Source organism: Bacillus pinisoli, assembly GCF_023036475.1.
Classification (GTDB): Bacteria; Bacillota; Bacilli; order Bacillales; family SA4; genus Bacillus_BS; species Bacillus_BS pinisoli.
This window is the reverse complement of sequence record NZ_JAJQKI010000011.1, coordinates 22,437-35,833: the sequence shown is the minus strand read 5'-3', so window position 1 is coordinate 35,833 and position 13,397 is coordinate 22,437. Positions and strand designations below refer to the sequence as shown.

The 13,397-nt window shown below is 32.9% G+C and carries 11 protein-coding genes and 2 riboswitches; of the genes, 6 read left to right on the top strand and 5 right to left on the bottom strand.

Features of this window, described 5'->3' with window-relative positions; genetic code table 11:
* Positions 1-10: 10 nt before the first annotated feature.
* From LT143_RS20640 to LT143_RS15275, 4 genes are all read right to left on the bottom strand, one after another.
* Positions 11-1,102, bottom strand: a complete 1,092-nt coding sequence (locus LT143_RS20640) for a diguanylate cyclase domain-containing protein (RefSeq protein WP_246944191.1) — start codon at positions 1,100-1,102, stop codon at positions 11-13.
* 77 nt (positions 1,103-1,179) lie between these two features.
* Positions 1,180-2,238, bottom strand: coding sequence for an alpha/beta hydrolase (locus LT143_RS15285; protein WP_246944190.1), 1,059 nt, complete (start codon positions 2,236-2,238; stop codon positions 1,180-1,182).
* A gap of 23 nt (positions 2,239-2,261) precedes the next feature.
* The gene (locus LT143_RS15280) at positions 2,262-3,071 is read right to left on the bottom strand and encodes a 6-carboxytetrahydropterin synthase (RefSeq protein WP_246944189.1); all 810 of its coding nucleotides are present in this window, start codon (positions 3,069-3,071) and stop codon (positions 2,262-2,264) included.
* Between the two features lie 83 nt (positions 3,072-3,154).
* Positions 3,155-4,861, bottom strand: a complete 1,707-nt coding sequence (locus LT143_RS15275; RefSeq protein ID WP_246944188.1) for a putative bifunctional diguanylate cyclase/phosphodiesterase — start codon at positions 4,859-4,861, stop codon at positions 3,155-3,157.
* Between the two features lie 395 nt (positions 4,862-5,256).
* On the opposite strand from LT143_RS15275, the gene folE reads away from it, so the two are divergent.
* Entirely contained in the window at positions 5,257-5,904 is a 648-nt protein-coding gene (gene folE / locus LT143_RS15270) for a GTP cyclohydrolase I FolE (protein ID WP_246944187.1), read from the top strand.
* Between the two features lie 116 nt (positions 5,905-6,020).
* Here the strand turns inward: folE and LT143_RS15265 are convergent, their stop codons facing one another.
* On the bottom strand, positions 6,021-6,188 hold the full coding sequence (locus tag LT143_RS15265; protein WP_246944186.1) for an aspartyl-phosphate phosphatase Spo0E family protein: 168 nt from the start codon (positions 6,186-6,188) through the stop codon (positions 6,021-6,023).
* 79 nt (positions 6,189-6,267) lie between these two features.
* Positions 6,268-6,357: riboswitch (cyclic di-GMP riboswitch) on the bottom strand.
* A 356-nt stretch (positions 6,358-6,713) separates the two neighbouring features.
* On the opposite strand from LT143_RS15265, the gene LT143_RS15260 reads away from it, so the two are divergent.
* The 5 genes from LT143_RS15260 (at position 6,714) to LT143_RS15240 (ending at position 13,170) form a co-directional block, all read left to right on the top strand.
* Positions 6,714-8,552: a sensor domain-containing diguanylate cyclase gene (locus LT143_RS15260; RefSeq protein WP_246944184.1), complete on the top strand. Its 1,839-nt coding sequence runs from the start codon at positions 6,714-6,716 to the stop codon at positions 8,550-8,552.
* Between the two features lie 165 nt (positions 8,553-8,717).
* Positions 8,718-9,710 (top strand): DUF3231 family protein, encoded by a 993-nt coding sequence (locus LT143_RS15255; protein WP_246944180.1) that lies wholly within the window; start codon positions 8,718-8,720, stop codon positions 9,708-9,710.
* 203 nt (positions 9,711-9,913) lie between these two features.
* Positions 9,914-9,996: riboswitch (cyclic di-GMP riboswitch) on the top strand.
* 208 nt (positions 9,997-10,204) lie between these two features.
* Positions 10,205-11,191, top strand: coding sequence for a peptidase MA family metallohydrolase (locus tag LT143_RS15250; protein ID WP_246944177.1), 987 nt, complete (start codon positions 10,205-10,207; stop codon positions 11,189-11,191).
* Between the two features lie 125 nt (positions 11,192-11,316).
* A complete protein-coding gene (locus tag LT143_RS15245) occupies positions 11,317-12,414 on the top strand; it encodes a GGDEF domain-containing protein (protein ID WP_246944175.1) in 1,098 nt (365 codons plus the stop codon).
* Positions 12,415-12,444: 30 nt separating this feature from the next.
* On the top strand, positions 12,445-13,170 hold the full coding sequence (locus LT143_RS15240) for a hypothetical protein (RefSeq protein ID WP_246944173.1): 726 nt from the start codon (positions 12,445-12,447) through the stop codon (positions 13,168-13,170).
* Positions 13,171-13,397: the final 227 nt, after the last annotated feature.

Genomic DNA, 13,397 nt, shown 5'->3' with positions numbered 1-13,397 from the left:
CTTGTTACTATTACTGAATCATTGATTGGGTTTCGTCAGACGAATAGATATGATATTGGTTTTTTCCATTCTTTTTGGCATGATACATAGCAATATCTGCATGTCGGAACATTGTAACATCATCTTTCCCTGACTGAGGGGAAAGGGATATACCTATACTGGCAGTAACCTTAAACGTATTGACTAGATCAACTCCATCAATTACTAAAGAAGTTCTCATAGTATTTAAGATTCTTTCACCAATTTCTTTACTTAGTTCTTCGGCAGTAGGACCTGGTTCAGACTTACTTGAATGGGCTGGAACTAAAATGATGAATTCGTCTCCTCCCATACGACCGACTACACGACTAACTTTATCTACACTTCTAGTACAGGATAATAAGATGTCCGCCACTTTCATTAATAGTTTATCTCCTGCTTCATGACCAAGAGTGTCATTCACTGACTTGAAATTATCGAGGTCGAGGATCATCATTGCAAATTCAAAATTAGGATTATCCTTTGCCCTCTGAATATTTTGTTGTAACTCTAGGCTTATCTTTAAACGATTTAATAATCCGGTTAATGCATCGTGATAAGCTAGGTGTAATGCTTTACCTTCATTTTCTTCTGCTTTTAAGCGGAACTTTTCACTCAATACTGCCTGAGAGATGAGCGAAATAGTAAGCACTAACATACCAAAATTGATAAATATGGGGCTAATGCTATTAAGGTTTGTCATAACTTCAGGGAAACTTTCATTAAAATACATCACATAATTTAAGTTGAAAAATGAAAGAAACGATCCTAGCAAAGTTACCTTCCAATCTTGATAAATATTAATTAATACTAATATAGCCATTAATGAGGTAATGTTAGATAAGAAAATCTCACCTGTATTACTAATAAATAAAACCACAAAAACGGATAGAGTATTAATATACATGATTTGTAAGATGAATTTTTTCATAAAAGCCAAAACTAAACAAACAATGGCTACAGCGATTAAAACAATGCTACCGATGTAGTACTCAATTGGTTGAGAAGTGGTGATATGTGATAGTACGTTCAATATTCCCAATATGATGATTAAATAAATGATAACCTTATTTCTAGTATTCACAATTAACAGTTTGTTTTTCAACGAGTCACTCCCCCAAATAACGGTATATGATTGTGCTATGATTTTAAATTTGCTATTTAACTAGTAAACCACTGAATAGATCTTTTACGAATCTCATTTAGTTTGAAATTGCAGCAATGTCCTTCATGTTCAAATTCTATCAATTCTTTTTTATTTTCCGGAAGCTTGTTATAAAAATTATACATATCAGAAGATGGAACCATTAAGTCTTTTTGCCCATGAAACAACATGATAGGAGAAGAAAAGTTTACACCATTAAAATCAGGCATAGATCTTTCTTCCGGACTTAATGCATTACAGAAATCCATTCTTTGTAAAAAGTAACTCGGCAAATTTAAATGATCAAATTCTATTGCTGGACTCACTGCAACCGTCTTCGAGACTAAAGGGTGACTACTACCATACAAGGCCCATGTAGCACCAAGGCTAGTACCAAAAAGGTATATGGGAGTTCCTGCAAATCGTTCGTAGGTATGTGAAATTACATTATCTATAAAATCTTGCCACATAATCCTGTTTCCCTTCTGACCACTATGAATATAGGATTCTCCCTGGCCAGGACCATCAAAACTTACAGTGACGAATCCAGATTGATTGAAATCAGACTCATAAGAAAAAAGTTCTTCCTTAGAGGAATCAATAGGATTCACTATAATGATACATCCTCTAGGATTTGTTGGAACACGAATGCGACCTTTACAGTTGCTGTTTCCGACAGAAATTGTTGGATATTCTGTTTTGATAGATGAAGTTGAATCAGCAAGTTTAGTTGTCATTAAACATTCTTGATACCACTTGTATTTTTGTTCATTGAGAGCAGGGAAGATCCAATAAATTAAATTGTAATAAAGACTAGCTAACCGATACATTTCCTCTGCTTCTACTAGAAGTCCTTGATTAAGCAGTTGATCAGCAGCGGTTCTTTTTTGTTGAGCTAATCTATTCCAATTAGATTCCCAATCATTTATTGAAGTTGTTGTTTGACGCACCGTATCTATATCTTCTAGACTAACACCATGTACATGCCAACGTTCCCAAAACACGTCAAAAAGTAACGCAGTTTGAAGTGTTCTTTTTAACGTTATCTTTGGATTACTAAGGGTTTTAAGATTCATATTTTTCCCCTCTCATCTCTAGGTTAATTTCCTAGATACTCAAAATAATTCTTATCTGTTTCCCATAACCCAATCTTATAGAGATTAGGGATTTTAGAAGCTAGCATGTTAAAAATCACCATTGCCATCACTTCACCAGTAGGATTTAGGTCTCTAAATTCATCCGTATCTAAGTTCAAATGCTTGTGATCGAATTTATCAATTACAGTGGTATTTACAATGTGATCCATTTCACCTAAGTCTATAATCATACCGGTGGTCGGATCGGGCTCACCATGGACTGTGACATCAACAAAATAGTTATGACCATGACCATGAGGGTTATTACATTTACCAAACAAACGAATGTTTTCCTCATCGGATAAATGATCACTATGTAAGCGATGTGCAGCACAAAAATGGTATTGTCTTGTAAGGCGAGTCATTGAATTATCCTCCTTTTCTGCAAATAAGTAATGGTTCTCATGTAAACGAATTCGATGTAGGGTACAATCATCAAACATGTTTTCAACTGCATTCCATAAATAATTTACTATATTTTCTGTAGTTGGTATGTGATCTTTAAAATAGTCATTTTCCTTGTTTAAAAATTTACCATCAAGTTCACTTTTTAAAAATTGATTTACTTTCTGTTTAATATCAACGGTATTCATGACAATCCCTGTTTCTCCAATTAAGGGACCCTTAACAACAACCTCTAGTTTGTAGTCATGTCCATGTCCATTTTGGTTACTACATGGTCCGAAAACCTGTTTGTTTTTATTTGTTGTCCATGCAGGGATCGTATAAGAATGTGTTGCTGAAAAATCTAATATTCTAGTTAAATATAACAAAATGAGAACACCACCTGATTCTTTACGTATCTTATAACACAAAGTCTAAGAGCAACTGACCATATTCGTATGAATTACTTTTTTTATTTACATAAAAATTCACGTACTTCTGTAAACGGTAAGGGAACACTTATAAAATAACCCTGCACAATGTCACAATCTAATGATCGTAATATTTCCAACTGTTCTTGAGTCTCAACACCTTCAGCAACCACCTTAATGCCTAAAGCATGAGCCAATTGGATGATGGCTTTCACAATTACTTTATTTTCAACACTTGAACAAATCTCTTTAACGAATGAGCGATCAATCTTCAATGTATCAGTGTTTAATTGCTTTAAATAACTTAATGAAGAGTACCCCGTTCCAAAATCATCAATGGCAATTTTTATATTTTTTCCTTTTAATTGATTAAATAACTCAATGAATTTATTGGAATGTTCCATCGCGCTTGACTCTGTAATTTCTAGGGTTAAACAATTAGGGTTCAATTTGTTTTCATTTAGAATAGCAACTAATCTATTTTGAAAATCTTTATTTTTAAATTGAGGTGCTGCAATGTTAATAGACATCGATACAAAAGTATGCCCTAAGTCGTGTAGTTCTTTTAACCTTTTACATGCTTCCTTCATTACCCAATAACCTATTCTATCTATTAAACCAATCTCCTCAGCTAAAGGGATAAATTCAAAAGGTGATACCATACCTTTTGAAGGATGATTCCAACGGATTAGAGCTTCCATGCTAACGATTCTATCAGTTTTAATATCTACTAGTGGTTGAAAATATAAGATGAATTCATTTCTAGCTATTGCTTTTCGTAAATCATTCTCTAATACTAGTTTCTCATATGTATTAGACTTCATATCAGTATTGTAAATATGATAGGTGTTTCCACCGTTTTCCTTTGCTTTATACATGGCTTTTTCAGCATTATTAACTAGTGTTTCAACATCAACTCCATCATATGGATAAATAGCCATACCGATGCTCGGTGTAATGAAGAGTTCATGTTCGTTTATTTGGAAAGGTTTTGAAAAAGAATGAAGTATTCTCTCTGTAATTCGTGAAGCTACTGAGATGGAAGGAATACTAGGGAAAATAAAAAGAAATTCATCTCCTTCAAAATGGGAAATCGTATCATTTTCTCTTACGAAAACTCGAAGTCGATCTTCGATTAGCTTTAGGAATGCATCTCCTAACTTTTTACCAAAAGAGTGGTTAATATTTTTAAATCGATCTAGATCAAGAAGTAGAATGCATACCATACTATTTTGATGCATAGCTAGATGAATTGCATTTTCTAAACGTTCATAAAATAAGGATCTACCTGTATTATTTAATAGAAAGTTAGAATTAGGCACAAAGATATCTTTTTCAACATTTGTATTCTCTGCTAGACTATCGGTAATGATTGCGAAGCAAAGGGGGTGCTCATTTCCTTGAATCAGCTGAAGTGCAACTTTTACAGGTTTATTGTGGGTAAAGTTACTTTCTTTTAAATAGGCTGAGAAAGAAGTGTCTTTTATTTGACCAGTCCTTAATTGTGTTGCAAATGATTGGAAGTACTTATTGGATTGGTCTCCAAATAAATCTAAAAAAGTGTAATTGGAAAGTTCCTCTGATGTACAACCTAACTGCATTCTAGCTAAGGCATTTGCCATAATTAATTCGAAGGTTATTAATGAAAATACATACATTCTTTGATCGGTAAGGGTGAGAGAATCAGAGAATGGTTTAGAATTTAGTGTGGATATTGTCTCATTTTTAACCTTTAATACTTTCTCCAAAACATTTCCCTCCTTATTTCTTTCACTGATCTTTAACGAATGTAAACTTATTTTTAAATGGTTCTTTGATTTAGCTGTAAGTTCTAGTGCAATAGTCTTACTAAAATTGTATATTTTTGTAGGTGTATTTACAATAGGGTGAAATCGACTAAATTCTACATAATCTACTTTCTAATATAAAAATAGGACAAAAAAAGTAGATTTTTACATTAGATAATATCTAGTAACAAGATTGAGAAATGAAAATATTTTAAACTTTATGTAGAATTTCCTCGAATATGGTCACTTGGATGACACTTAGGATTTGACCTCTTATGAGTTATAAATATAAAATATCTATTAAAATGTTATATAAATCTTAAAATAAATTGGTAGTTAATAGAGGAGCGATAGTCATGTCAATTGTGTCTAGTACATTCCTTCATCAAAAGTTCCCTGACATACTAGAGGGAGATTCTGATGAGAGTAAAAGAAAGATTAACCAATCGATAAATGTTATGAATGCTATTAAGGACTTGATAGAAGTATGCGGTGATGATCCTAATCGAGATGGTCTTCAAGAAACTCCATACCGAGTATTAAAGGCATTTTTTGAATATACAGAAGGATATAGAGAAAATCCTAAATCTCATCTAGAAAAAGTATTTGATGTGAAGCATCAAGAATTAATTCTAGTAAAGGATATTGAATTCTATTCAATGTGTGAACATCATTTTGCACCATTTTTTGGCGTCGCTCATGTTGGTTACATACCAAATAAAAAAATAACGGGATTATCTAAAATAGGTCGAATGGTTGAAGGATACGCAAAGCGGTTCCAAGTACAAGAAAGATTGACAAACGAAATCGTTGAAGCAATTGAGGAAGTTCTTGAACCTCAAGGAACAATGGTGGTCATTGAAGCTAAACATATGTGTATGTGCGGTAGAGGAATTAAGAAATCTAAGGCTTCAACGACTACGACAGCTGTTAGTGGGGCATTCGCCAACAGACCTGATGCACGTTTGGAATTTTTAACGCTTCTAGATAGAAGTTCTAAATAAACTCTTTTGCTAACAAACTCATAAGGAGATCGCTCAATTATTTTGACGGTCTCCTTTTTAATTTGAAATAGAGTTTAGCTAGATTTAAAATTAGCTTTACTATCTAGAAGCTGATTTTATGATTGTGATGTATTTCTTTGAGCTTTGTTAATTAATGTATCTAAAATCATACTATATTCTAATACAAGAGAATGATTAAAACCTTTTGTTTCTTTTACTTTTTGTATTAAAAGTAATCTTACATTTTCTATCTCATAATGTAGTAAACCAATTTCCTCCTTCATACAAAAACCTCCTTTAATAAATGAAAATAAACCTATACTCCTAGAAGGAGTATAGGTTTATTTAATAATAACCATATCCTTCGGCAGCTGGCTGGCATGTTTACTAAATGTAAACGAAGCCCCTAAAGCTTTGCGTCACTGCGTTTCCGTAGCTTTGCCTTTATCGTCTTTTGATAGTTTGTTACTATTGAGTCAGAACTAATTATGATAAAATTAAAACTCTACTATATAATATAATAATAGGACTATTTTCCTCTCTTTTAAAGAGGTGAAAATTGATAGATTTATAGAACTTTTGTCGAAATTTATTATGTTTACATTTATTGTTATCATGCATCTATTGCTAGATTGGAAAGCTGTACTTACAATAGATACTATAAACTAAAGTGCTTAGATGCCATTCTCTTTAAAAAGCAAGTAGCTCAATTTTATAAATAGATGGATCTATGTATATAAAATTTATCCCGAACCAGTAAAGAATTGAATATGTTATGGGGCTAGCCCATATATAGGTGGGGAATTAACTTGTATAAAAAATTAATTTATATGGTTTTAATTAGTTTACTGTTGCTATCAGGATGCAGTTTATCGGGATTAAGTACACAATCTCAATATGAAATTAAACAAGGAAGGCTTAGCCTTCATAATTGGGATTATGATACAGGCGAAATTATTCGTTTAAATGGTGAGTGGGAATTTTATTGGAAAGACTCCCTAACTCAAAATAAAGAGGCAAAACAGTATATAACAGTACCCTCAACTTGGCATAGAAATATAGATCAACCACCATTGGGATATGGTAGTTATCGACTTGTCATTGAAAATGTATCAAATGATCAACAGCTGGGGTTATCTCTTCCTACTGTGTCCACTGCATATGTTCTCTGGATTAATGGAGAGAAAGTGGCTTCAAGTGGGGAAATAGGCGTAACTGAACAAGAGACTGTGCCCTATTTTAAGCCTCAAGATGTATTCTTTTATGCGGAAAATTCACAGGTAGAAGTGGTAATGGAAGTGGCAAATTTTCATTATCGAGATGGAGGTATATGGGAAAGCATAAACTTCGGAAATGCTAACGATATAAAGGACCGTTCCTTTACGATCATTGCTTTTGAACTGATTATTTTTGGTGCTCTATTACTATCTGGTTTATACCATGTTGTACTCTTCATACTAAGAAAACAGAATCTTTCAATGTTACTCTTTAGTTTAGTCTGTTTTATTGTTTCAATACGGATACTAGTTACTAAAAAGATGTTAATTACACAATTTTTCCCATTCATTCAATGGGAATATATTATTAAAATGGAATACTTAACTTTCTATTGCTCGGTCCCCCTGTTTTGTTGGGTGTTGCATATGTTATACCCGAGGCAATTTTCAAAATTATTTTGTAAAATATTAACGATTATTAGTTTGGTTTCCTCTTTATTTGTCATTGTTACTGTACCTAAAGTATTTACTCAAAGCATTATAATTTATCAAATAGTTACCTTGTTAGGGATTATTTATGTTTCATTTGCCTTAATAAGGGCCTTGAAGGAAAAGGAAGAAGGCGCACTCTTTGTCAACTTATGTGCAGGTTTCTTATCTATCACAGTCATCAATGACATCTTGTCGGTAAATAGTATAATTCATACGTATAACTTATCATCATTAGGTCTATTTGTTTTTATATTCTCACAATCTTCTATTATTGCACATCGGTCAGAAAAGGCGTTTAGCGAAATGGAAAGAGTATCTAATGAGTTGGCTATTCTCAATAAAACACTTGAGGAAAAGGTCCATGAGAGGACAATCTCACTTCAAAATTCAAGGGATGAATTAGAGAAGGCTAATAAACAGTTAAGAAATCTATCTTATGAAGACCAATTAACGAAAATTCCTAATAGACGTTATTTTGATAGTACGTTTGAACATAACTGGTTAAATGCATTAAAAGTAGAGCAAATGATTTCTGTTGCCTATATCGATATCGATTACTTCAAACTGTATAACGATACGTATGGACATGAAGCTGGTGATGAGTGTTTAAAGAAGGTCGCCTCCACATTAAAAACAACCTTAAGGGATTATGAGGGACATATCGCGAGAATAGGTGGAGAGGAATTTATCGCTATTTTCACACATCTGGATAACGATGAGTTACACCAAGTATGTGAGAATTGTCGCCTAGCTATTTCACAATTAGATATTCCTCACGAAGGTTCACTCATTAGTAATAGGGTGACAGTTAGTATTGGAGCGGCACAAGTCATTCCTACTAAAAATATAAAAAGAAATGAACTAATCAAAGCGGCGGATGAATCTCTATACAAAGCAAAGGAAAAAGGCAGAAATCAAATCGTAATAGCAACTTTATAGTGCAATATAGATATCACAATAACTATTTACCTGAAGACAGTAGGAAATTCCTACTGTCTTTAGTTTTTTTTGATTAAATTTTCTTCATAACCGAATTAATTATTCATTTTAGTGAAGAATAATCATATTGATTTAGCTGACTAGAAAAGGTTGGAGGAATGTTACATGTCAATGCCCCCGTCTATTTCTTCCTCAGAGATAGGAATATTATGGATCACTTATCAACAAAAAACCATGCTGTTAAGGATGTTAGATTACTTTATAGAAAAAGCAGAAGATAATGAAGCAAGAGAGATTATGGTGAGTCTCTGCCATGAAATTGATCCTTATGCTGAAAAGATAAAGAAGATCTTTCAAGAAGAGGGAGTGGCTGTACCAGTTGGATTTACGACAGAAGATGTGAATAAAGAAGTTCCTAAGTTATATGACAATGGTTTTGATATCATGTTTCTTCGACTAATAAAGGAAATTAGTATGGGAATGCATACACTGAACCTAACTATGGCCTATCGAGCAGATATAACGGCATTATTTAGAGAGCTGACAATCATTACCCAAAAGTGTTATGACGAGTGTACACAATATTTATTGAAGAAGGGGTTGCTAACAAGATCTCCTTATGTCTCAACTATGCCTTCGGTAGAATTTGTTAAGAGTGGTAGTTATCTCGGAGGATTTAATCCCCTAAATGAGAAAAGATCGTTAAATACAGTAGAAATTGCACATTTATATCATGCGATTGAATCTAATGTTATAGGAATGAATATGATTTTTGGCTTTGCTCAATGTGCTACTGAAAAGGAGGCAAGTAAGTTCTTTACAAAAGGGGGAGAACTTGCAAAAAGTATTGTCAAAGAATTAATGGAGATTTTCTTAAAGGATCATATTCAGATTCCTACTACTGCAGGAGGAAATATTACGACGTCTAAACAATCTCCATTTTCTGACAAAATTATGATGTACTGCGTCAGTCTTTTCTGTAGTTTTTCCTTAGGAGGTAATTCTTTAGGTACTTCATTTAGCTTAAGAAATGACTTACCTGCTAAATTATCAATAATGATGAAGGATATATTTGAATATGCGCATGAGGGAGCAAAAATTATGATTAAGCATGGGTGGATGGAAGAACCGCCACAGACAAATGAAAGAAAGAAATAATGTTAGAAAAAAGTAACTGTTTATATTTTTAGCAGTTACTTTTTTTAGTTTTTGAAGAATATTCTCCAATTTTAGTAATTTGTAGAATATTGTAGAAAGAATTATCTTGAAATTAATAGAATAATTTACTATATTTGTAATAGGTAAATTATCCTAATTTAGAACATTCGGATAAGTTATATAGTCCTGTTAAAAACTTAATAAACTGATAAAGGTAAACCTATTGAAAGATAGGGGCACAAAGCCATGGGTCTAAGGTATTCACTATGATCGCCAGGTTGCCGGTTAGCATACTATATTAACAATGCTATTCCAGCCCTGGGATAGCATTTTTTATTTGGACATCTACTAGAGAAAACATAGAAAAATAAGATAGGTAGAGGAGGAGAAAAGGATGATTGCTAACTTAACCATGTTTGCAATTAAGATAAGATACGGTAACCAAAATAGTAAGACTAATAACAAGGATAAATAAAAGATTGGGGGACGAAGCAGTGTTAAAAAGAATTATTATACCTTTTCTATTCGTTTTTTGTTTATTACCAATAGGGGTTCAAGCAGAAGGAACGACTGATCATGGAATGGTCACTGATCACGATATAAGTCACGACTCTAATGTTAGTCTGTCAGGTATACAAACTACAAAAAGTATTACAGTAAAAAAAATGAAGGTTGCTGCTGGTGATCAAGGTATTTCAGTAAAGCAACTTGAATTTGTAGGGAAACTATTAAAAAATGTAGCATTACCGACTATCAAAAATAATATTAATTTTGATGGATTATTTACTGATAAGATTAACGTAGATCTATCTAAAGTACATATCCTACTTTTTTCTAACTCGGAGTCATATCAAAATGCTTTAATTCAAGCAGGTGTTCCACATGATTCTATTGAAAATATCGTAGAAAACAGTGGAGGTATTACAGATGGTACTCACATATGGATTCCTCTTTATACTTATAAGGACCGCTCAGAATTAACAAATATTTTAACGCATGAACTTACTCATGTTGTGTTTCACCAAGCGAATATTGAAGAAAAACTACCAAACTGGCTTGATGAAGGTATTGCAATGTATAACGGATTGCAGGCACAAAAGAATATAAATCACATTAAGACAGGAAGAATTCTAAAAAATATAAAGTATAAACTCACAACTAGCATTAAAAATGGAGAATCCGTATCGTTTAATAGTACAAATCTATTAAATGAAAATTATACTTCGGAAGCCTTCTATCTAGCAGCTACCTATTTTTTAGTAGAAAGAATGGGTGTTTCAAAGTTAAATGAATTTACTCGATCAGTAATAGACTCAAATGTAGAAGAGGCTTTTAAATCTACTTTTACCATTACACTAAAAGAATATGAAAATAAAATACTTCAAGCAGTTGGTCAGTCGCAGCAAGACAGCTATTCAAGTAACGACGATGATGATGACGATGATGCAGAATTTCTACCTGGATACAGAGTACGGTGGTAAGTCTTATATCATTAGAGTAGAGAGAGGATAGATTAGCAGTGAAATATTTAAAGTCCAATCTATTAAATATATATATATATTGCTGTATGATTTTATTCCTCTACCTTTTTCTAACGTATGTTAGGATGTTAACTACTGAAGAATGGATTGCAGTTGTACTAGTAGCAATCATAGCTGCTGTCTTTGAATTGCGTCCCATTCTTCTTCCTAATGGTGAAGACTTAACTTTTATTTCTCCACTATTACTTATTGTAGGTATACAATATGGGTTTTTTCCAATATTAGTAACAATTCTATTCTTTTGTATTGTTATTGTGAGCAGAAACTTCCAGGCTTGGAAACCAATTAGTTTCAATGGTATCCAATACGCGTTATCAGCAATCGTGGCTTTACATACTTATGTTTTTGTTGGTGGAAAGATCGGATCCATTGATTTAAGTCATGTTCTTTCCTACAGTCTATTTATCATTATCTATCACTTTACCAATTTATTTCTGGTCAATATCTATATCTATACAAGAGAACGAGTCACCATTTCTCTTGATATCAGATCAATAGGAGTTTATTTTACGTTAATGACTTTTGCAATCCTAATTACCAAGATTATCGAGGTTGAAGGAGCAGTTGGTATAATCCTTTTTAGTGTCGTATTAATGGGATTAAGTATCGTGTATCGAACGTATTACAAAATGTATGATGACTTTAAAACATTATCCATTAAAGATGGATTAACGGGATTATATAATCATCGCTTCTTTCAGCAAAAATTAGAAGAAGTGATAGTGGAGCAGCAAGACGTGGCACTCTTACTATTAGATATAGACTACTTTAAAATATATAATGATAAATTTGGACATCCAAAAGGAGATATTCTATTAAAAGATGTCTCAGATTTATTATTACGAATGACTCCAGCTGATGGATTTGCCTGTCGCTATGGAGGGGAAGAATTTTCTATTATTCTTCCAACTTGTAAGACTGAAGATGCCCTGATCCTTGCGGAAAAAATAAGAGAATCTATCTCAACTGAATCTTTTCATGGTGTTGAAGAGCTACCTAATCAAAAAGTAACTGTATCTATTGGGGTTTCAGCATTTCCATACTTAGCCCAAACGAAAGAAAACCTAATAAAGGGAGCAGATACAGCATTATACCATGTGAAAAACACTGTTAAAAATAGAGTAGAATTGTTTAACCCTTATGAAAATGAAGGAATATCTTAAACTACTAATTTTACCTAGGAGGAATCAGTAATGAAAAAGTTTATGTTATCCGTGCTTTCAGCCTTATTACTTTTCAGTGTAGCTACACCAGCATTTGCAAATGAAGATAAAGATATTGAAGAAGCTCTAGAGATGATTGGGAAAACGAATATAGATATTGATAAAAAGATTGCAGATGGAGTAGAAAAAGCAGACAAACTTCATGTAGAGTATATAGAAGATTTCCGCGTGCTTGAAGAACAAAAAGAAGTGGTAAAGCTTAAAGAAGAGAAAGAAAAGCTCTCGCGTGAAGCAAGAAAAGCAAGGAATGATCAAAGAAAAATAGATAGACTGCAAGCACAATCAACAGAGCTAGATACACTAATTGAAGAAAGACAATTAGAAATTGAAAGAAAAATAGCAGAAATTCAACAAAATATCTATGCACTAACTGAGTTGCTATCGACTGCTGATGGAAGAGTTAACGATAATATGAAAACCGAAGCAGAAAAGTTGTTAAATAGAATTAATGAAGTAGCTGCGCATAATGCAGCCATCGATGAAGAAATATATGAAGTAACGCTTAAGTTTACAGAGGAGCTAGATAAGGTAATCACTGACGTTTATAATGAGACAATTAAAATGTCCAATGAAGTCATCAAAAAGGCAGCTGAAAAAGGTGTAATCGCAGAATGTAGCTGGAAGCTCGTAAGATTTGCAGATAGATGGGTATGGATTGACCCAGTACGTGTTATAAAAATTACAAGAAGAAATTGATAAAAACTAGTTCTTACTATATGATGAGGAAAAGAGAGCGGGTCTGACATCAAGTCTAGGCTCGTTTTTATGCATAAATAATGGTACTTTTCTAAAACTTTGTTGCTTTTCAATCTTATATTTCAGCATTTTTCCATATTTAATACGATTAAATTAACTTTTTAAGGTTAGGAAAGAGCAACTCTCTAAATTCAAAGCAGAAACTTTGCACTACCAAGTGAAAATCT

What these genes read in the sequence shown, in the direction of transcription:
- LT143_RS15255 (WP_246944180.1), top strand. Translation starts at nt 8,718, where the DNA reads ATGTCAATGCCCCCGTCTATTTCTTCCTCAGAGATAGGAATATTATGG.
- LT143_RS15240 (WP_246944173.1), top strand. Translation starts at nt 12,445, where the DNA reads ATGAAAAAGTTTATGTTATCCGTGCTTTCAGCCTTATTACTTTTCAGT.
- LT143_RS15265 (WP_246944186.1), bottom strand. Translation starts at nt 6,188, where the DNA reads ATGAAGGAGGAAATTGGTTTACTACATTATGAGATAGAAAATGTAAGA.
- LT143_RS15285 (WP_246944190.1), bottom strand. Translation starts at nt 2,238, where the DNA reads ATGAATCTTAAAACCCTTAGTAATCCAAAGATAACGTTAAAAAGAACA.
- folE (WP_246944187.1), top strand. Translation starts at nt 5,257, where the DNA reads ATGTCAATTGTGTCTAGTACATTCCTTCATCAAAAGTTCCCTGACATA.
- LT143_RS15245 (WP_246944175.1), top strand. Translation starts at nt 11,317, where the DNA reads ATGTTAACTACTGAAGAATGGATTGCAGTTGTACTAGTAGCAATCATA.